At 45.1% G+C, this 19,461-nt stretch carries 17 protein-coding genes; 7 read left to right on the forward strand and 10 right to left on the reverse strand.

Annotated features, from left to right (window positions below; all coding sequences use genetic code 11):
- The first annotated feature begins 205 nt into the window (after window positions 1–205).
- The 4 genes from NP165_RS07665 to NP165_RS07680 are packed head-to-tail and all read left to right on the forward strand — an operon-like array spanning window position 206 to window position 4,280.
- Window positions 206–1,351, forward strand: a complete 1,146-nt coding sequence (locus tag NP165_RS07665) for an ABC transporter substrate-binding protein (RefSeq protein ID WP_257083384.1) — start codon at window positions 206–208, stop codon at window positions 1,349–1,351.
- Window positions 1,352–1,359: 8 nt separating this feature from the next.
- A complete protein-coding gene (locus NP165_RS07670) occupies window positions 1,360–3,069 on the forward strand; it encodes an ABC transporter permease (RefSeq protein WP_257083385.1) in 1,710 nt (569 codons plus the stop codon).
- Window positions 3,035–3,685, forward strand: a complete 651-nt coding sequence (locus NP165_RS07675) for an ATP-binding cassette domain-containing protein (RefSeq protein WP_257083386.1) — start codon at window positions 3,035–3,037, stop codon at window positions 3,683–3,685. Before NP165_RS07670 ends, NP165_RS07675 begins: the two co-directional genes overlap by 35 nt.
- Entirely contained in the window at window positions 3,675–4,280 is a 606-nt protein-coding gene (locus NP165_RS07680; protein ID WP_257083387.1) for a CDP-alcohol phosphatidyltransferase family protein, read from the forward strand. The genes NP165_RS07675 and NP165_RS07680 overlap by 11 nt, the downstream gene beginning before the upstream one ends.
- 62 nt (window positions 4,281–4,342) lie before the next feature.
- On the opposite strand, the gene NP165_RS07685 is transcribed toward NP165_RS07680, so the two are convergent.
- The 3 genes from NP165_RS07685 to NP165_RS07695 all read right to left on the reverse strand — a co-directional run bounded on the left by NP165_RS07685 (window position 4,343) and on the right by NP165_RS07695 (window position 7,536).
- On the reverse strand, window positions 4,343–5,278 hold the full coding sequence (locus NP165_RS07685; RefSeq protein WP_257083388.1) for a class I SAM-dependent methyltransferase: 936 nt from the start codon (window positions 5,276–5,278) through the stop codon (window positions 4,343–4,345).
- 11 nt (window positions 5,279–5,289) lie between these two features.
- Window positions 5,290–5,985 (reverse strand): TIGR01621 family pseudouridine synthase, encoded by a 696-nt coding sequence (locus tag NP165_RS07690; protein ID WP_257083389.1) that lies wholly within the window; start codon window positions 5,983–5,985, stop codon window positions 5,290–5,292.
- Between the two features lie 117 nt (window positions 5,986–6,102).
- Complete coding sequence (locus tag NP165_RS07695; RefSeq protein ID WP_257083390.1) at window positions 6,103–7,536, reverse strand: sodium-dependent transporter; 1,434 nt, start codon at window positions 7,534–7,536, stop codon at window positions 6,103–6,105.
- 367 nt (window positions 7,537–7,903) lie between these two features.
- Here NP165_RS07695 and cls point away from each other — a divergent pair, with 367 nt between their 5' ends.
- A complete protein-coding gene (gene cls / locus NP165_RS07700; protein WP_257083391.1) occupies window positions 7,904–9,358 on the forward strand; it encodes a cardiolipin synthase in 1,455 nt (484 codons plus the stop codon).
- 65 nt (window positions 9,359–9,423) lie between these two features.
- Window positions 9,424–10,629: a cystathionine beta-lyase gene (locus NP165_RS07705; protein ID WP_257083392.1), complete on the forward strand. Its 1,206-nt coding sequence runs from the start codon at window positions 9,424–9,426 to the stop codon at window positions 10,627–10,629.
- A 71-nt stretch (window positions 10,630–10,700) separates the two neighbouring features.
- Here NP165_RS07705 and NP165_RS07710 read toward each other — a convergent pair whose 3' ends face one another.
- From NP165_RS07710 to pspA, 7 genes are all read right to left on the reverse strand, one after another.
- Window positions 10,701–11,264: a DNA-3-methyladenine glycosylase I gene (locus tag NP165_RS07710; protein WP_257083393.1), complete on the reverse strand. Its 564-nt coding sequence runs from the start codon at window positions 11,262–11,264 to the stop codon at window positions 10,701–10,703.
- A 58-nt stretch (window positions 11,265–11,322) separates the two neighbouring features.
- Window positions 11,323–14,427 (reverse strand): efflux RND transporter permease subunit, encoded by a 3,105-nt coding sequence (locus NP165_RS07715; RefSeq protein WP_257083394.1) that lies wholly within the window; start codon window positions 14,425–14,427, stop codon window positions 11,323–11,325.
- Window positions 14,420–15,508 (reverse strand): efflux RND transporter periplasmic adaptor subunit, encoded by a 1,089-nt coding sequence (locus NP165_RS07720; protein ID WP_257083395.1) that lies wholly within the window; start codon window positions 15,506–15,508, stop codon window positions 14,420–14,422. The genes NP165_RS07715 and NP165_RS07720 overlap by 8 nt, the downstream gene beginning before the upstream one ends.
- Before the next feature lies 1 nt (window position 15,509).
- The gene (locus tag NP165_RS07725; RefSeq protein ID WP_257083396.1) at window positions 15,510–16,541 is read right to left on the reverse strand and encodes an efflux RND transporter periplasmic adaptor subunit; all 1,032 of its coding nucleotides are present in this window, start codon (window positions 16,539–16,541) and stop codon (window positions 15,510–15,512) included.
- 131 nt (window positions 16,542–16,672) lie between these two features.
- Window positions 16,673–17,062: an envelope stress response membrane protein PspC gene (gene pspC, locus NP165_RS07730; RefSeq protein ID WP_257083397.1), complete on the reverse strand. Its 390-nt coding sequence runs from the start codon at window positions 17,060–17,062 to the stop codon at window positions 16,673–16,675.
- Window positions 17,052–17,288: an envelope stress response membrane protein PspB gene (gene pspB / locus NP165_RS07735; protein ID WP_257083398.1), complete on the reverse strand. Its 237-nt coding sequence runs from the start codon at window positions 17,286–17,288 to the stop codon at window positions 17,052–17,054. The genes pspC and pspB overlap by 11 nt, the downstream gene beginning before the upstream one ends.
- A 194-nt stretch (window positions 17,289–17,482) precedes the next feature.
- Complete coding sequence (gene pspA / locus NP165_RS07740; RefSeq protein WP_257083399.1) at window positions 17,483–18,154, reverse strand: phage shock protein PspA; 672 nt, start codon at window positions 18,152–18,154, stop codon at window positions 17,483–17,485.
- A 206-nt stretch (window positions 18,155–18,360) separates the two neighbouring features.
- Here pspA and pspF point away from each other — a divergent pair, with 206 nt between their 5' ends.
- The gene (pspF, locus tag NP165_RS07745) at window positions 18,361–19,353 is read left to right on the forward strand and encodes a phage shock protein operon transcriptional activator (RefSeq protein WP_257083400.1); all 993 of its coding nucleotides are present in this window, start codon (window positions 18,361–18,363) and stop codon (window positions 19,351–19,353) included.
- The last annotated feature ends 108 nt before the right edge of the window (window positions 19,354–19,461 follow it).

Consider the following 19,461-nt stretch of genomic DNA (forward strand, 5'->3'; position numbering starts at 1 on the left):
CCACATTCTTTTCAACGCTTTTCTGAAAGTATTTTCCCAACAGCACGGTCTGTTCAATATCGAAACTCATCTCATTAAACACCTTAATTCACTGACAAAACTCGCGTTTTATAATTGAACTGAATGGATTACTATCCAAGGTAAAATAATGAGTCTGCAGACATGCAGCTTAGGTTATTAAAATATCAAGAAAAATGGATCACGCATGAAAAAGATATTATCTATCCTCAGCATTGTGGCGGCGACATTTTCCGCACCGAGCTTTAGCGAAAATTGGCAGCAAGTAGAACAAAAAGCAGATGGGCAAACCGTCTATTTTCACGCTTGGGGTGGGAGCCAAGAAATCAACCGCTATATACAGTGGGCAGGTAATGAGCTCAAATCGCGTTACAATGTGACGCTTCATCACGTAAAAGTCACTGACATTGCAGAAACAACCGCTCGTTTACTTGCTGAAAAAGCAGCGGGTAAAGAGACTGGAGGCAGTGTCGACATGGTTTGGATCAACGGTGAGAACTTTAAATCGATGAAAGAAAACCAACTTCTATTTGGCCCATTTGTCGACACACTACCGAGTTGGCAGTATGTGGACAAATCTCTGCCTGTGACCGTCGATTTCTCAGTACCTACCGATGGCCTTGAGGCACCTTGGGGTGTCGGGCAACTGGTCTTCATTCATGACAAAATGAGCCTTAACAATCCTCCTGAATCATTTTCAGAGATGCTCAGCTATGCGAAAGCGTTTCCAAACCGATTAACCTACCCTCGCCCGCCTGAGTTTCATGGAACCAGCTTCATTAAATCGCTACTCATCGAATTAACGAACAACGATCCAATATTACAGAAGCCTGTCTCTTCTGATAGCTTCGATCTCGTCACAAAACCTTTGTGGAACTACTTAGATGAATTCCATAAAGTGGCATGGCGCGGAGGAAAACAATTCCCAGCCGGAACAGCGGAAACCATTCAACTATTAGATGATGGTCAAATTGATCTTGCGATAACGTTCAACCCGAACGCGGTATTCTCTGCGCAGGCAAACGGTAATTTGGCCGACACCACCACCGCCTATGCTTTAAGCAGCGGCGCGCTTTCTAATATTCACTTTTTAGCCATTCCGTGGAATGCAACGGCAACCGATGGAGCAAAAGTCGCGATCAACTTTTTGTTAAGTCCGGAAGCGCAGTCTCGCAAGGGCGACATTACTATTTGGGGCGATCCTTCCGTGTTAAATAGTCAATATTTAAAAGGAACAGCGAAAAACACTCAGCAGTTTAAATCTGTCGCAGAGCCACACCCTAGCTGGCAAACTGCCTTAGAGAAAGAATGGCTGAAACGTTACGGTAGCTAACCAGTTCAATGTTAAGAGTATTTTACTTACTGATTATCATCGTTTGTGTGTTACCCACCATTCCGGGATTACTCGGAGTGGTGCTTTCCGCATTTGGATACATTCCACCACTCGGATTAACAGCGTTTTCGTTGGAAGGCTTTAGTGAAGTGTTTTCATGGGCAGGGGTTTGGCAATCCATCGGGATGACATTTTATACCGCGATCATTAGTAGCTATCTCGCGTGCTTCATGACTTTTGCCATCCTTCAGTCTTCTTGGAATACGCGATTTTGGAAAAAAGTGGAATTTGCGCTCTCTCCACTACTGGCTATGCCTCATGTCGCTTTTGCTATCGGATTTGCATTTCTGTTCGCTCCCACAGGTATGGGCATGCGCCTGCTCACACAATGGTTTGACTACGATCCATCGACTCAGACGGTGACAGACCTAGCCACGTTAATTAAAGATCCCTACGCATTAGGGCTTATCCTTATGCTGGCGATCAAAGAAGTGCCTTTCTTAGTGCTGATGAGCATCCCTATTTTGCAGCAACTCAAAATAGAAAAGATCCAAAAAGTCAGCCAATCTATGGGCTACAGCAGCGCTCAAACATGGTGGAAATGTATCTTGCCGCAGTGGCTATCCAAACTGCGTTTTCCTATGCTGGCCGTCATTGCTTATAGCCTTTCCGTCGTCGATGTCGCACTGATTGTCGGCCCGAATAACCCACCGACTTTCGCAGTATTAGTGTGGCAATGGTTTAATGATCCCGACTTATCGCTATTACCCAGAGCCGCCGCTGGAGCGGTCATTTTGTTTGGTATCGCGACGCTATTAATCCTCTTTACTCGCCTCATAGAGTGGATAGTAACCAAACAATACAAGCGCTGGCAATATTCAGGTCGTCGCGGTATTGGCTTACCGGGTAAAAGTTTTTTTACTGGCATTGCGCTGCTATTTACTCTAATGATTCCACTCATGGTGGTTTGGAGTTTCGCTCAGCGTTGGCGTTTTCCTGATTTGCTTCCAAGTCGTTTCAGTACTCGGTTTTGGGAATACGAATGGAGTGGAATCGTCAGCACTTTAGAACAAAGCATTTTGCTAGCGGTAACGAGCGCTTCGATTGCTCTTTTCCTTGCACTGATTGGTCATGAATACAAATTACGCCACCGCTGGCAGATTCCGGGGTACGTTATTGCAATTCCTATGCTAGTACCGCAGCTCTCTATTTTGTTCGGGATGCAAGTGGCTACACTTTACGTAAGTAGCAGCAGCTATTGGTTTTGGGTCTGTTGGTCTCACGTATTTTTCGCCTTTCCATTTGTTTACTTATCGCTAGATGGCCCGTGGAGAGGCTTTGACAAGGGTTTAATGAGAGTCGCATTAAGCTTAGGTAAGTCGCCACTTCGCGCATGGCTGAAAATAAAGCTGCCCATTTTAATGCCTGCCATTGTATTTGCGTGGGCTGTCGGTATCAGCGTTAGCTTAACTCAATATTTGCCAACCTTGATGCTCGGTTCTGGCCGAGTGAGCACCATAACCACCGAAGCTGTCGCTCTGTCTAGTGGCTTTGACCGACGCGTCACGGCAATCTATGCGATTTGGCAAGCTCTATTACCTTTGGTTTTCTTTGCATTAGCGATCGCGTTTAGCCGCTTACAAACGAGATACCGCCGTTTATCTTTAAAAGGTTTATTTATTCATGAGTCTCTGTCTCGAAAACCTCACCATCCTTAATCACAATGGTGAACCTCTGTTTACATCACTCGATCTCGCGATCAGCAACGGAGAAATTGTCACTTTGATGGGACCCAGTGGTTGCGGAAAATCAACGCTGTTGGACGCCATTGCCGGACACTTAACCCCTGAGTTTCAGTGTTCAGGCAATATCGTACTCAACGGTAAACTCATTAACGATCTACCTGCGCATCACCGTCAGGTTGGGATCTTATTTCAAGACGATCTGCTCTTCCCTCACCTTTCGATTTGGGAGAATTTAGCCTTTGCCCTGCCTAACGCGATCAAAGGTAATGAACGAAAGAGTCGAGCCCTAAAAGCCTTGAAAGAGATATCGCTGTCGAAGCTGGCAGATTCGTACCCCGAACAAATTTCTGGTGGTCAAAGAGCCCGTATCAGTTTAACTCGTATGCTACTGGCCGAGCCTAAAGTCGCTTTACTTGACGAGCCGTATAGCAAACTGGATAAAGAGCTTCGTGTGCAGTTTAGAAACTGGGTGACGGAACAACTGCGTAAAGCGAATATCCCTGCACTGATGGTGACTCACGACATTGATGATAAGCCCGAAGATAGCCGATGTGTGTTATGGCCTTGGGAGTCTCAAAATGTTAGATAGAGTGAGTATTCAATTGATTCGACAGCCGCTAATGTTGGCTGCAAAGTACTTAGACACAACAGGCCTTACCGCCAACCAAGTGACCGTATTAGGTTTTGTGTGGGGCTGTTTTTCACTACCTGCACTGATGGCCGAGCATTACTTACTTGCTTTAGTGTTTATCGTCCTAAACCGAATTTTTGATGGCTTGGATGGTGCGCTTGCTCGAATACAAGGGATCACTGATGCTGGCGGATTTTTGGATATCAGCCTCGATTTTCTGTTCTATTCACTCATTCCATTTGGGTTTGTTTTGGCGAACCCAGAGCAAAACGCCGTCGCTGGTGCTTTTTTGATCTTTTCGTTTGTTGGAACAGGCAGCAGTTTTCTTGCCTTTGCTGTCATGGCGAGTAAACGCGGCATCGGTAACCCAGTTTATAAAAACAAGTCCCTTTACTACATGAGCGGATTAACAGAGGGCACTGAGACCATTGCTTGTTTGGTCGCGTTTTGTCTTTTCCCGCTGCATTTTCCCGCTATTGCCTATCTGTTTGGTGCAGCCTGCTGGTTTACCACGTTTACGCGTATTTACTCAGGTTTTGAAACCTTAAAGTAAACAAAAGGCATGTATCGGAATCTCCTGACACATGCCTTAGTCTCTCTATCTCAACACGTTTCCTAGTAGGAAAATTCGAGCACTTTTAAGCTTGCTTGTTCGTCGATATCTTCAAATTCCGGTGGATTTTTCAGTCTTTGTACAAAGTTAAGTTGTGGCGCTTCTTCTTTCATACTATTGATCAAAAAGTCACAATCCACTTGTGGTGAGTTGACGCACGCTAAGACTTGTCCACCAGCAACTAGTAGATCAGGCAATCGGCGAAGGATCTTTTTGTAGTCTTTTGTTAGAGCAAAACTGCCCTTTTGGAACGACGGCGGATCAATAATAATCAATTCATAAGGGCCAGATTTCTTAATTTTTCCCCACGATTTGAATATGTCGTGAGCCAAAAACTTCACCTGATTTAAGTTGTGATCGTTTAAGCGATGATTGTCACGCCCCTTAGATAAAGACGCTTTCGCCATATCCACGTTCACCACCTGATCGGCACCACCCGCAATCGCAGCAACAGAAAAGCCGCAAGTGTACGCAAATAGGTTTAAAACGTTCTTATGCTTTGCATTCTCTCTCACCCAATTACGGCCATAGCGCATATCTAAAAACAGGCCAAAATTCTGATTACGACCAATATCCAACTGATATTTAAGCCCTGATTCAACCACAACTGGTTTGCTGTTTAAGTCACCCACCAAGATTTCTGACGGCGCACCGTCATCATAGCGATGCTGAAGAACGATGGTTTTTCCCTCGACGTCACGCCAAACCGTTTGATTTGTTAACTCCAGCAGCCCCTGTTTTAGTTGAGTGAGAAAATCGTCATCTGCTTGTTTAAATAGATTGACCAATAGCTGCCCATCGACCCAATCGCAGGTAATTTGTTCAAGACCTTCAAACTTTCTTCCACGCCCATGGAATAGTCGCCTTACCTCTTGAGAAGATTTTTCCAGCTGAAGGGTAATGTGCTCAAAAAAAATGGGTAGCTGTGATGCCTGCATAATGCTTCCTGTTATTTGTTGATCGTCGGCCACGATAAATCCCACGGAGTAATCCAAGATTCGATGCCTAAACTCACGGTTTCTTGATTCCACTTTTCACCCAACAACGGATTATTACGCGGGTCACATACCAGTGAAAAACGCTCATTCTGATAATTGAACGAAAGAGCGAAAGCATGGAGGTATCCTCTATCCGCTCGGCTTGCGCTGTTGTAAATCGGATCTCCCACGATGCCAGAACCTACAGACTTGAGTGCCACGCGGATTTGATGGGTCTTACCCGTATGAGGTCTACATAGAAAAAGTCGCTCGCCCGGCTCTGCTGCGGCCGAAAAGAATTGCGTCACCGCTGGGTTATGCTGACTGTTGATAAGCTTCCACGATGAACGACGCGAGCGCTCCATATCACCACTGATTAAACCCTGTTTCTTTTTCGGTTTTTTGCTGCCAATCGCCAAGTAAAACTTACTGACCTCACGAGCAGCAAATTGACCAGATAACTCACTCGCGGCCTTTGAACTCTTTGCCAACAACAAAAGACCAGATGTCATCTTATCAAGCCTATGAACTAGGTATAACTGATCATCACCTGTGAATTTAGCAACTTCTTGCAGCAGCATTGTATCGCCATCATCCTTATGTACAGAGACATTCGGATACTTATTGATGACGATGAAATCAGGATGGGTAAAAACAATATCAAACATTCGAGGCGCTCCGATTTGGACGCAAGAGTATACCTTGTATGCCTGCGAAAACCAGTGCTGAACAGATCAAAAAGGGGAGCTTACTAGCTCCCCATCCTTTTGATTGTTCTTACTGTTCTACAGTTTCTTAGAGAAGATGCCTGCAAAAGCAATAATAGCAATACCTAACAACATGATTTCGCCTTTGCCGCTATCGAAACCCGATTTAATACCCATGAAGGCTACGATTGCGATAGCTACAGGGATAATGTACTTAACCAAGTTGTACCATAGGCCGAACAGTGGGAAAGAGACTTCACCGTTGTTGGTGATTTCTTTCTCAAGGTCTTCACGAGTCAGACGCCAGCCAGCAAAAATACATACCAGCATACCGCCCACCGCTAGGAAGATCTTATCGGTCAGTAGGTCAAAGATATCAAACGCGCCTGTACCAAATAACTGAGGTCCAACACCGCCAAGTGACAGCGACGCTAGAATACATAGAGACGCCATAACCGTACTCGCAGTGACTACTGCAGTAGAACGCTTCATGCCTTTTTCATCAATTAAGTAAGACACGACCACTTCAAGTAGTGATACCGATGATGTAAGTGCCGCAACACTCAGGCCAATGAAGAACAATAGCGCAAGTAGCAGACCAATGACACCGCCCATTTCAGCAAATAGCTGAGGGACAACAACGAACACTAAGCCTGGACCCGCTGCTGGTTCCATTCCAAAAGCGAACATTGCTGGGAACATTGCGATACCTGCCAGGATAGCAACACCTGTATCCATAGCGGTAACCATACCCGTCGTCTGAACTAGGTTCTCTTTTCTCCTCAGGTAAGAACCGTACGTCATCATACAACCCATACCCAAACTTAGAGAGAAGAATGCCTGCCCTAGAGCCGCCAATACAACAGTACTATCAACTTTAGAAAAGTCTGGCATAAACAGGAACTCTAGACCTGCCATCGCGCCAGGTAGCATCAAACCTTTCACCGATACGATGATCAGAATCAGGAACAGTAATGGCATTAGAATTTTACCGGCTTTCTCAATACCACCTGAGATGCCCTTCATAACGATCATCACGTTCAAGAACAGGTAGAGCCCCATCCATAGCAACGGCTGAATTGGATCAGAAATGAATGAACCAAAGCTATCTCCAATCGCCTCTGGTGCACTCAATAGTCCACCACCGACTTTAAAGATGTACGCAACGGCCCAGCCACCTACCACTGGGTAGAAACCCATAATAAGTAGACCACTAAGAACGCCCATAACACCAGTAAATGTCCAGCGACGGTCAGTGGATTTAAATGCGCCTACAGCGGAAAGACCTGTCCTACGGCCAATAGTGAACTCAGTGAGCATCACACTAAAGCCGATGAAAATAACAAAGAAAAGATAAATCGCAACGAACGCTCCACCTCCGCTTTCACCAGCGGTATATGGAAACTTCCAAATGTTACCCAAACCTACAGCAGAACCTGCAGCGGCCATTACGAAGCCTAATTTAGACCCCCACGTATCACGGGGCTTTGTACTTGTAGTAGTTGTAGCCACGGTTACTCCATTAAACTAGTTTTATATGTTGTGTTTGCTTCTGTTAGTCGCCGTAAAAAGTAGAGTGTATTTATTTTTATACTCTTATTAGAATTTTGAATGACGCTAACGTTACGGCAAGTAAAGCAGTTTACAAATAAAATTGGAACCCCGATCAGTATGATTTTTCAACAAAAATGTAAACAATATGTTTAATTGCTGTTTTTTTACTCGTTAACGTTTATCTTCCACTCTAGTTTGCAATTAAGATATTTGTTTAAACTTTTTAGTACTTGAAGATAGATGACCTAAGTCACTCAGCTATTCCTTGTTGTTCACCGCGTGTCGGATTACTATCAAATTAGCAGTTTTGTTCCTAGGTAACTGAATGGACAAGTTTTATCACTTTCTAACAATTGCAAGCATTGTCGTATATTGGATTTTAGTCGCAGGTGTCACTATCCGTGTGGTGCTAAAGCGACGAGCGGTGAGTGTTTCTCTCGCCTGGCTGATGATCATCTACATCCTTCCTATTGTTGGTGTGGCTTGTTACTTTTTGTTTGGTGAGCTCAATTTAGGCCGTAAACGTGCTGAACGAGCTAAAGAAATGCTAACGCCATTCGCAGACTGGTTTGCACAGCTCAACGACTGTCATGCGCACATGCCTGAGAGCTTTGGCCGCCATATCTATCGTATTGATGAACTGTGCAACAATCGCTTTGGACTTCCGGCACTGAGCGGTAACACTCTCTCGCTTCAAAGCTCTCCAAACGAGATCCTTCACTCTATCATCGAAGATATAGAGAATGCCCAATCTCATATTCGTATGGTCTTCTACATATGGCACCCCGGTGGATTAGCAGATTCAGTCGCAGCGGCACTCATTCGCGCAGCCAAACGAGGTGTTGAGGTAAAACTGTTGCTCGACTCTGCAGGAAGCCCAAGATTTTTTCGCAGCCAATGGCCAGCAATGATGGAGAACGCTGGCATCGAAGTTGTTCAGGCGCTTGAAGTTAGCCCATGGCGTATATTTCTCCGCCGACTCGATCTGCGTCAGCACAGAAAGATCATTGTCATTGATGACAAAATCGCCTACACCGGTTCGATGAACATGGTCGATCCGGCCCACTTCAAGCAAAGCTCAGGCGTCGGACAATGGATTGATATTATGGTGAGAGTAACTGGCCCAACCGTAAACGTATTGTCGTCGATTCACTGCTGGGATTGGGAAGTGGAAACTGGTTCAAGAACATTGCCTCGACTCCCCGAGTGCAGACTCGACCCTAGCGAACCACAGCATCCTATCCAAGTAGTGCCATCAGGACCGGGGATGCCAGACTACTTGATTTCTCAAGTGCTCACTTTAGCGATCAATCAGGCGAACAAATCCGTTTGTATTACCACTCCGTACTTTGTACCCAGTGCGGATCTGCTCGAAACCCTTAAAATGACCGCACAACGTGGCATTAAGGTTGAGATCATCATTCCTCAAAAGAACGATTCGATAATGGTTCAGTGGGCTTCACGCTCTTTTTATACAGAATTGATGAAAGCGGGCGTCCATATTTACGAATTTTATGGCGGATTACTTCACACGAAATCAGTCGTTATCGACGAGCAATTCTGCTTGGTCGGCACGGTCAACATGGACATGCGCAGCCTGTGGCTAAATTTCGAGTTAACACTTGCCATAGATGATGAGGCCTTTACCAAAGAGATGTACTGGTTACAAAAAAGTTATATGGAAAACTCACATTTAGTACTGCTTAAAGAGTGGAAAGAGCGCTCTTTTTACTCAAGGTTCCTTGAACGCGTCTTTTACTTATTCAATCCACTACTCTAGGTCTTGATAATAATGTGTTGCCATGTTTTAAATAGAGGCAACACATTTTCAGATAAGGACTTCAGATGTCGGAAGGCAAGAAAACTCAGTATATAACCGCAGGGCGAGATAAAAAGTGGACGAACGGAGTCGTCAACCCACCGGTTCAACGCGCTTCGACCGTCGTATTTAACACCGTTGCGGAGAAACATCACGCTGGCGTCAATCGTGCGAACAAGACACTTTTTTATGGGCGTCGTGGCACCACAACCCACTTTGCTTTCCAAGAAGCGATGACAGAAATAGAAGGCGGTGCTGGATGCGCTCTATACCCATGTGGTACAGCAGCCATCTCCAATGCCATCCTTTCTTTTGTGGAAGCGGGCGACCACATTCTGATGGTTGATACGTGTTATGAACCTACCCGAGACTTCTGTGACAAAATCCTTAAGAAACTTGGGGTTGAAACCACCTATTACGATCCTGTGATTGGCAAAGGAATTGAAGATCTCATCCAGCCTAACACCAAAGTGTTGTTTCTAGAGTCTCCCGGCTCAATCACGATGGAAGTTCAGGATGTTCCGACCTTAGCCAGCATTGCCCACGATCACGACATCATAGTCATGTTAGACAACACTTGGGCGGCCGGTGTGAACTTCTCTCCTTTTGAGCACGGCGTCGATATTTCAATTCAGGCAGCGACAAAGTACATCGTCGGTCACTCTGACGTTATGCTTGGTACGGCTGTCGCCAGCGAGAAGTATTGGGATCAGCTTAGAGAACAGAGCTATTTAATGGGGCAATGCGTTTCTCCTGACGACGCTTACCTAGGTTTACGCGGCATTCGTACCTTAGACGTTCGTCTTCGCCAACACGCGGAAAACAGCCTAAAAGTGGCCAAATGGTTACAGTCTCGACCTGAAGTTGACCATGTTCGCCACCCTGCTCTGGAAACCTGTCCGGGTCACGAATTCTTCAAGAGAGATTTTACTGGTGGCAACGGCCTGTTCTCATTCGTGTTAAAAACAAGCTACCCTCGCGCAACCACCGCACTACTCGACGGTATGAAACACTTCAGCATGGGTTACTCTTGGGGTGGATTCGAGAGTTTGATTCTGGCGAACGAGCCTAAGAGCTTTAACAGCTTACGAACCGTCGCTAACCCTAACTTTGAAGGTACTTTGATTCGCCTTCACGTTGGTCTGGAAGATGTGGAAGACTTGATTGCCGATCTAGAACAAGGCTTTGCGCGCTACAACGCTTTGATTCTAGAGAAAGAGTCGATGGCTTAACGCTTCATAATATAAGAATCCCCGGGGTAAGCACGCCGGGGATTTTTATTGGAGAAATAGATAATCAGTTATCACTGTCGCTTTTGGGGACAGCCGACAATATGGTCATCCACCATCCCCACTGCTTGCATAAATGCATAACAGATCGTTTCGCCCACAAACTTAAATCCCTTTTTCTTCAGAAATTTACTCATCACTTGGGATTGTTCTGTCGAGGCTGGCACTTGACTCATTTCAGTCCATTGATTGACCAAAGGCTTTCCATCAACAAATTGCCATAACGCGTCAGCAAGACTGCCATATTCTTCAATTAGATCCTTTGCTGCCCGAGCGTTGCTAAACACAGAAGCGATTTTTCCTCGATGTCTCACCACATCAAATTGCTCTATGATTCGTTCGACGTCCTGTTCACCGTAATTCACCAACTTATCCAAATCATAGTTTTCAAACGCTGCACGATAGCCTTCTCGTTTCTTCAAAATGGTAATCCAGCTTAAGCCAGCTTGCGCCCCTTCCAACGTTATAAACTCGAATAGTACTCTGTCATCATAAACAGGGACACCCCACTCCTCATCATGGTAAATGCGCTCTAGCTCATGGTTCATCGCCCACGCGCACGTTGTATCTGGTTTCATTAAATGCTTCCTTGTAAAAAACGCCCCTGATGTTGTCAGGGGCGCTGTGTCTCTTTCTCTAGCTTGGTACTTTAATTCTGTGGAACAGTCGGTATAGAACAGGAACCACGATCAACGTCAGCACTGTCGCAAAACCTAAACCAAACATAATGGTTACCGCCATCGGCTTAAAGAAGATATCCGGTAACAGCGGAATCATACCCAAAATGGTGGTGATCGCCGCCATACATACTGGGCGTACACGACTTAACGCCGCATCAACAACCGCGATGTATGGGTCTTTACCTGACTTCATCTCAATCTCAATTTGATCCAGCAGTACAATACCATTTTTCAGTAGCATACCCGACAGACTCAAGAATCCAAGCAACGCCATAAAGCCAAATGGCGTATTCAATACTAACAAGCCCGTGGTAACACCCATAATGGCCAAAGGTACCGTCAACCATACAATTAGCGGCTCTTTCACTGAGTTAAACAGGAAGACCGTAATCAAGAACATAAATAGGTAGCCCATTGGCATTGAGGTGAACAATGACGCTTGAGCATCGCCCGATGACTCATACTCACCACCCCATTCGAGTGAATAGCCTGAAGGTAGCTCAATCGCTTCAATTTGCGGTTGCAGTCTCTTCTGTAGAGTCGCCGCCGTTTGCTCTCCTAAAATATCTGGGTCAGCCATGACAGTCAGCATACGCTTACGGTTTTTACGCACGATGATTGGGTCTTCCCAACGCAGATCATACCCCATCGTAACTTGTTGCAGAGGAATATATTCACTCAGCGCCGGACTCCAGATCTTCATACCATCAATGTTTCGGATATCCACGCGCTCATTTTCAGGCAGTCGAGCCACGATTGGCATCAATGTCGTACCATCTCGGTAAACACCGATTGCTTGACCAGAAAATGACATCGCTAGGAAATCATCCACATCCGATTTAGTAATACCGTAACGGCGCGCCTGACTTTCGTTAAACTTCGGTTCCAGAACTTTGGTACGCTCACGCCAGTCATGACGAATATTCGTCGTCCCCGGATCTGCGTACATAATGTCTTCTACTTGCTTTGCAATCCCACGCAATACTGTCGGGTCAGAACCGATAATACGCGCTTCTATTTTCGCGCCGCCACCAGGGCCGAGCTCAATTTGCTTCAACTTATAGTTAACATCAGGGAAGTTAGCTTCCAGATGCGTTCTGAAACGAGACATCAGTTCACGCAACTGTTCATAGCTTTCAACTCGAGTGGTAATTTCACCGTAAGCGCCATAGCTCTTTTCAGGAGCGTAAGTCAGCATAAAACGCTGCAAGCCCTTACCCGCTGTTGTTGTCACATGTTCAACGCCTTCTTGCTCCGTTAGCCAAGATTCCAGCGCTTTCAGCTTCGTGTTTGTTGCACGGATATCGGTTCCTTCTGGCAACCAAATGTCCGTTTGGAACAAAGGCGTGGTTGATGAAGGGAAAAACGACTGCTTCACAAACGTAAAACCGTAAATGCTCGCGAACAAACCTAGCACAAGAACCACGACCGTTAGCCAAACACGTTTCATACAAAATTCTAGGAACCCTTTATACAAAACAAAGATCATTCCGTTGTATGGGTCACTCTCCTCGCCGTCTTCTTGTTTAAGCTTCTGTCCTTTAAAAAAGATATCGGCAAAAAATGGCGTTAACGAAATAGCGGTAAACCAACTTAGCATCAGTGAGATCAGCAATACTGAGAACAGCGTTCTACAGTACTCACCCGTTGAGTCAGCAGATAGACCGATCGGCGCAAATGCGGTCACTGCGATCACGGTTGCACCAAGTAGAGGCCATTTTGTTTGAGTCACAATATCCGTTGCGGCTTGCAGTCTCGTTCGCCCTTTTTGCGTCCCTATCAGTATCCCTTCAACGACGACAATCGCGTTATCCACCAACATACCCAAGGCGATAACCAAAGCACCAAGAGAAATTCGCTGTAAGTCGATGGCAAAGTACCGCATGAAGATGAACGTACCTAGTACCGTCAGAAGCAGAATCAAGCCAATGAGCAAACCCGAGCGAAGGCCCATAAAGAACAGTAGAACGACGATAACAATCGCCACTGCTTGCGCCAAGCTCACAATAAAGCCACTTACCGATTTATCGACTTCTTTCGGCTGACTATAAATCTCAGAGATATTGACGCCAACAGGTTGCTGGTATTTCAACTCGGCTAAACGACGGTCGAGCAGTTTGCCCACATCAACCACGTTGACACCATCAGCAAATGAGATACCAACGTTCAGTGCTAGATTACCGTTAAATGAAATAATATTTGATGGAACTTCAATGTAACCACGCTCGATTTCAGCCACATCTCGCAGATAAATCAAACCTTGAGCGCCACTTTCAGCAAGAATCAAATCACCAAGCTGATCAACGTTTTGGAACTCGCCCGTAGGATGGATTCGAATGTATGCGTCACCAATACGAATAGCACCTGCATCCGATACTAAGTTTTGCGTAGAAAGAAGGTTAAATACCGTATCAGGAGACAAGCCTAAGCTACTCAAGCGTTTCATCGACACTTCGATAAACACTTGCTCTTGCTGTTGGCCAGACACATTGACTTTACTCACTCCGTTAACTAGCTCTAACTCTCGGCGCAGGTAATCAACGTAATCGAGCAGTTCTTTATAACTGTATCCGTCACCAGTAACCGCGAGCAAGATACCGTATACATCACCAAAGTCATCAATGACCTGTGGCTCATTAACCCCCGGCGGTAACTGACCTTTTACATCGTTTACTTTACGACGCATCTCATCCCAGATCTGAGGAAGATCATCAGGGCCGTAGTTATTTTTCATTGTGACGGTGATCTGAGATAAGCCACGGCTAGATATCGAGTTCACTTCGTCGACGTAGGTCAGTTGCTGAATCGCTTTCTCTAGAGGGTATGTCACTTCCTCTTCCACTTGCTGCGGTGTTGCCCCTGGGTAAGAGGTAACAACCATTGCATCCTTAATGGTGAAAGCAGGATCTTCTAATTGCCCCAATTTAAAGAACGCTGCGACACCACCGATCAAGAAGATTAGGGAGATCATCCAGCTGATTACACGGTTGCGAATAAAGTATGCCGCAATGCCCGTTATATCCTCATCGCTTTGAGGCTGTTTGCTGTTTTGCTCACTCATTGCCCGCCTCCTGATCAATCACATCAACTTTCATACCATCGCGCAGTCTCGCAATACCCGCTACGACGATCGTTTGCTCGTCACTTAATCCATCCAGCACTTGTACCGTCTCTTTGTTTGCTTTACCTAGAGTGATTTGTTGTTTGCTGACTGTACCGTCTTGGTTCAGCGTCCATACGAATTTGTTTTGTCTTTGAATATCGTCACCATCCGCATTGAATACCGCTTCAATCGGTACTTGGACACCCGTATTCAACTCCAAACCGATATCCTCACCGCGTGAGGTAACTTCTACAGCCATACCATCGAGAATATACTCATCTTCAGGCATTGGAAGTGACAGGGTCACCGTAAATGTTCCTGTTGCTGGATCTGGCTCCGTCGTAAACTCTTTCACCGTTGCTTGATATTCATTACCACTTGGAACTTTGACCAATCCATGAACCTCAGACATCATTTCTCGAGTCGGCTGACTGATGTGTAAACTGTCTGGGACCTGGATTAGAACCTCAACGTTATCAACGCTGTGAATGTTAAAGACGTTTTGACCAACCTGAACGTTTTCAAACTCATCCACACTGACACGTGAAATGATCCCGTCAACTGGCGCAGTAAGTTTGGTAAATGAGAGTCGGAGTTTAGCCAACTGAAGTTCTGCATAAGCGATTTGGCGATTAGCCGCAATTTCGTCAAACTGAGATTTTGCTAACAACCCTTTATCCACCAGCGGCTTAGAGCGTCTATATTGGCTGTCCACTACGCTGTATCGAGCACGTGCATTGTCCACTTCCAGCTGGTAGTCCGTAGGATCGATCTCTGCAATAACGTCACCCTTTTGAACTTTATCGCCTTCTTTAACATTGAGCTTGGTGACTTCGCCCGCGACACGAAAACTGAGATGCGATCGCTCCGCTGCATTCGCTACCGCCGGAAAATACAATTTGTTTTCAATCTCGGCATTGTTTCCTAGTTCGAGAACCTTGACTTTAGGAAGACCAAAATCGGCGTGTTGCGGCTCTTTTCCACAACCAGCAAGCAATGCAACTGACGAAAGCACACAAATACCTATCCACTGCTTCATCTTACAATCCTCGCTCTTTGATCCACTCACGAACTTTAATGCCCGACTCAATCTGCCCCACACCAGAGATGATGATTCTGTCACCATCGTTTAGGCCAGTTTTCACTTGGCGGTTGTCATTCAATTCGACAGCCACTTGCTCAACAACACCTTCTTGATTGACTCGCCATACATACACTTGTCCATCTTGTTCAAACAGAGCAGACTTAGGCACTTGCGTATCATCTATCGACTCCACGCTCGCATGAACAGTGCCAGACATACCAGGCAAAATACCAACATCGGCGGGTCTTTCCATGATCATGGTGACTTTGTACGAACCAGTTTTAGAATCAGATTCCGTATCGATTTCTTGGAAAGTGAGCTCAAAATTCTTTTCAGGGAATGCGTCAAACGTCATCGTCGCATTCACGTTCACACCTTTTGAAAAGCGACCGAGTAAATAATCAGGCAGTTGGAAAGTCACTTTCATTAGCTGATTTGTCTGTATGTTCAGTACGCCTTGTTTTGCGGCAACATATTCATGATTTTCAGCAGGAACGAGAGAGACAGTGCCATCATAAGGCGCGAGAAGCGTCGCATAACGCAAGTTGGCTTGTGCTTGTTCTAATGTCGCTTTCGCCGAGTTACGGTTGGCACTCGCTTGGTCGAAATCTTGCTCGGAGACGACTTTGTCTCTGCGAAGCTTTTTGTAACGCTCATATTGAACATCAGCGAGCTTAAATTGCGCTCGCGCCCGCTGCTCTAACAGCGTGTATTCATCCGGAACAAGTGTCGCTAATACGTCACCTTTTTTCACTTCCTGACCTGCGACTACATCTATGGACTGGAGTAAGCCAGGCACGCGAAATGCGAGAACAGCTTTGTCGCCTGCTTCGGTTGTTGCAGGAAAATGTCTTTCAAACGTTGAATTTCCGACAGAGACTGCAAACAGTTTTGCAGGCCTGGAGTCTGGCTCCGGGACAGGGGGAAGCTCCTTGCCACAACCACTTAGAGCCGTTGTGATAGCAAGGAGTACGAGAGTTCTTTTCATAGTTAATCATCTATCTCGTTAACTGATAAAATCAGAATAGATGATAGACAGGGGTAATACTACTTTGAGGAGAGTAAATCTTATAAAAATTAGTAATTTGATCTCAAGCAATATCGGATTAAAAACAAACGTTATAAATTTTTGAATTCTCGATTAACTTTGAAGGTATCTGACGTCACATACGCCTCCATAGCACGCACCTTACCTTCTAGTTTATTGAAATCGAGCTCTAACGTATCCAATAGAGCCTCTGGAGATTGGCCCTGCTGCCAAGGCTTACTTTTTAATTTATGCTCTTGCTGGGTTTTTATTGCTTCATTGTAATTTGCTGGTTGTTTTTCCAACATGAGAGTCAAAGCAATATAGACCAATAAAATTAAAAAGCTTCCCCCTAAAAGCGCAGCAGAGATAACAAGAATACGAATAAGCCACACTTCTGCGCCTAGATAGTTTGCCAACCCTGCACACACCCCAGACAGCTTACCATTTACAGTATCGCGAAATAGCTCTTTATTGGTCATATCTGCGTCTCCATTCTGGTGACTCGGAATCTAGAATGCGCTCTAGCGTATCGACTCGCTGTTGAATCTTTTCAGCCTGTTCTGATAGCTGCTGAAGACGCTGAAAATCATCTTCGGACAAGCCACCAGCGGTTTTCTTTTTACTGCGATAGTGAAGAATAAGCCATAAGGGAGCGACGAAAATCAAAAAGACAATTAACGGTCCGGCAATAAAAAATGAAGACATAAGCAACTCCTACTTTAAAGGCGTAAACAATGTATATGACTCTAAAGTAAATACAAAAATCTGGACACTCCAATAGTCACATTGGAATGCAATACCTTGAGCCTAGTGGCAAATAAATACACAAATGATGACATGGAAACTGGCTTTGAAGCGTCAACAGGATAAGTTCCAAAGCCAGAATCAATCAGAAAATCCTAAGATTTCTTCTCTTCCATTTGCTGTTTTAGTTTCTCTAGTTCTTTTTCGATCTCGTCTTGTGCCTGAAGCTCTGCGAATTCCTGAACCAGCGTTTTCGCATTACCCGTTTTCGAGTACACATCAGCTTCGGCTTCTAACTCATCAATTTTACGAGAGTATTGCTCGAACTTTGCCATCGCTTCTGATGTGCGCGCTGTATGCAAATGCTTCTGAACATCGCGGCGATTGGATGCAGCTTGTGAACGAATCGCCAATGCTTGTTGCTTAGCACGAGTTTCCACAATTTTGCTTTCAAGTTTACCAATTTCTCCAGTCAACTTTTCGATGGTTTCTTCAACCAACGTTTGCTCTGTATGGAGGCCTTTTAACACATCTTGCAGTTTCTGTTTTTCAATCAGCGCTGAGCGTGCCAAGTCTTCACGTTGTTTAGTCAGAGCCAACGTCGCTTTGTTCTGCCACTCAATAATCTGGGCGTCTAAAGCTTCGACTTTTCTTGCCAATTCTTTTTTGTCGGCAATAGCTTTAGCAGAGTTAGTACGAACTTCGACTAGCGTGTCTTCCATTTCCTGAATAATAAGACGAATCATTTTTTCAGGGTCTTCCGCTTTATCAAGTAGTGCGCTGATGTTTGAATTAACAATATCCGCGAATCGAGAAAAAATACCCATAGCACAGCTCCTTTCTATCTTTCTTTCGGCATAAACGCCACGTGTTGTTACTAGGTTTATCAACTTTTGCTATTAGTATTCCAAGATGTATGCCAACTTAAAACATAATTAAAAATCAACAAGTTAAATAAATTGCACTTCGACAATCATTCTGTGTATGATGAGATTAACCAACAGTAGGCATAATTCACCACTGGAGAGTACCAATGCAACAAAACCTTATCGGCGAGTCACCTGCTTTTTTATCTGTGCTGGATAAAGTATCGAAACTGGCTGCCATCGATCGCCCCATATTGATTATAGGGGAGCGTGGTACGGGTAAAGAGTTGATCGCTCAGAGGCTTCACTACTTATCTAAGCGTTGGGACCAACCCCTGATTTCCCTGAACTGCTCAGCATTAAGTGAAGGCTTAATTGATTCAGAACTTTTCGGGCACGAGCAAGGGTCGTTTACCGGCTCCAAAGGGCGTCATAAAGGTCGCTTTGAACGAGCAGAGAATGGCACGCTATTCTTAGATGAACTCGCGACCGCTCCGTTACTGGTTCAAGAAAAACTGCTTCGTGTCATTGAATACGGACAATACGAACGAGTGGGTGGGCATCAGCTTTTGAATGCCAATGTTCGGCTGGTCTGTGCGACCAACGCTAATTTACCAGAAATGGCGGAAAACGGGCTTTTTCGAGCCGATCTACTTGATCGCCTTGCATTTGATGTCGTTCATCTTCCTCCCCTTCGTCAGCGCCAAGAGGATATTTTGCTCTTGGCTGAGTACTATGCAATCAAGATGTGCCGAGAGTTAGGATTTGAGTATTTTGTGGGTTTTAACCGCCAAGCTGAACAAGCACTGCTGGACTACCAGTGGCCTGGTAACGTGAGAGAACTTAAAAATGTCATTGAAAGGGCGGTTTATCAACACGGTCAGAGTGATTCCCCAATCGACGAGTTAGTGTTTAATCCTTTTGCCGCTCATTGGAACCAAGAAGAAAGTGCACGCGCCGAAGAACCAAAACCGACGGTTGAAACGTTCGCCTTCCCTATCGATTACAAGCAATGGCAAGAAGAGCAAGATATGCAAATTCTTAGTGCCGCTTTAGAAGAAAGTAAGTTCAACCAAAGGAAAGCCGCTCAATTATTAGGCTTAAGTTATCATCAACTTAGAGGCATGATACGAAAGTACAACCTCACCAGCCCACAATAACAAGACAAAAGTTAAGGCTAACTTTGGTTAACCGCAACAAATGATGGTAAATTAATAAGATAGTAAGGCATAATGACTGATCTCATTATGCTTATCATCGACAGTCAT

The sequence above is a fragment of the Vibrio japonicus genome (assembly GCF_024582835.1).
GTDB classification, from domain to species: Bacteria; Pseudomonadota; Gammaproteobacteria; order Enterobacterales; family Vibrionaceae; genus Vibrio; species Vibrio japonicus.

What these genes read in the sequence shown, in the direction of transcription:
- NP165_RS07665 (WP_257083384.1), top strand. Translation starts at nt 206, where the DNA reads ATGAAAAAGATATTATCTATCCTCAGCATTGTGGCGGCGACATTTTCC.
- NP165_RS07670 (WP_257083385.1), top strand. Translation starts at nt 1,360, where the DNA reads ATGTTAAGAGTATTTTACTTACTGATTATCATCGTTTGTGTGTTACCC.
- NP165_RS07675 (WP_257083386.1), top strand. Translation starts at nt 3,035, where the DNA reads ATGAGTCTCTGTCTCGAAAACCTCACCATCCTTAATCACAATGGTGAA.
- NP165_RS07680 (WP_257083387.1), top strand. Translation starts at nt 3,675, where the DNA reads ATGTTAGATAGAGTGAGTATTCAATTGATTCGACAGCCGCTAATGTTG.
- NP165_RS07685 (WP_257083388.1), bottom strand. Translation starts at nt 5,278, where the DNA reads ATGCAGGCATCACAGCTACCCATTTTTTTTGAGCACATTACCCTTCAG.
- NP165_RS07690 (WP_257083389.1), bottom strand. Translation starts at nt 5,985, where the DNA reads ATGTTTGATATTGTTTTTACCCATCCTGATTTCATCGTCATCAATAAG.
- cls (WP_257083391.1), top strand. Translation starts at nt 7,904, where the DNA reads ATGGACAAGTTTTATCACTTTCTAACAATTGCAAGCATTGTCGTATAT.
- NP165_RS07705 (WP_257083392.1), top strand. Translation starts at nt 9,424, where the DNA reads ATGTCGGAAGGCAAGAAAACTCAGTATATAACCGCAGGGCGAGATAAA.
- NP165_RS07710 (WP_257083393.1), bottom strand. Translation starts at nt 11,264, where the DNA reads ATGAAACCAGATACAACGTGCGCGTGGGCGATGAACCATGAGCTAGAG.
- NP165_RS07715 (WP_257083394.1), bottom strand. Translation starts at nt 14,427, where the DNA reads ATGAGTGAGCAAAACAGCAAACAGCCTCAAAGCGATGAGGATATAACG.
- NP165_RS07720 (WP_257083395.1), bottom strand. Translation starts at nt 15,508, where the DNA reads ATGAAGCAGTGGATAGGTATTTGTGTGCTTTCGTCAGTTGCATTGCTT.
- NP165_RS07725 (WP_257083396.1), bottom strand. Translation starts at nt 16,541, where the DNA reads ATGAAAAGAACTCTCGTACTCCTTGCTATCACAACGGCTCTAAGTGGT.
- pspC (WP_257083397.1), bottom strand. Translation starts at nt 17,062, where the DNA reads ATGACCAATAAAGAGCTATTTCGCGATACTGTAAATGGTAAGCTGTCT.
- pspB (WP_257083398.1), bottom strand. Translation starts at nt 17,288, where the DNA reads ATGTCTTCATTTTTTATTGCCGGACCGTTAATTGTCTTTTTGATTTTC.
- pspA (WP_257083399.1), bottom strand. Translation starts at nt 18,154, where the DNA reads ATGGGTATTTTTTCTCGATTCGCGGATATTGTTAATTCAAACATCAGC.
- pspF (WP_257083400.1), top strand. Translation starts at nt 18,361, where the DNA reads ATGCAACAAAACCTTATCGGCGAGTCACCTGCTTTTTTATCTGTGCTG.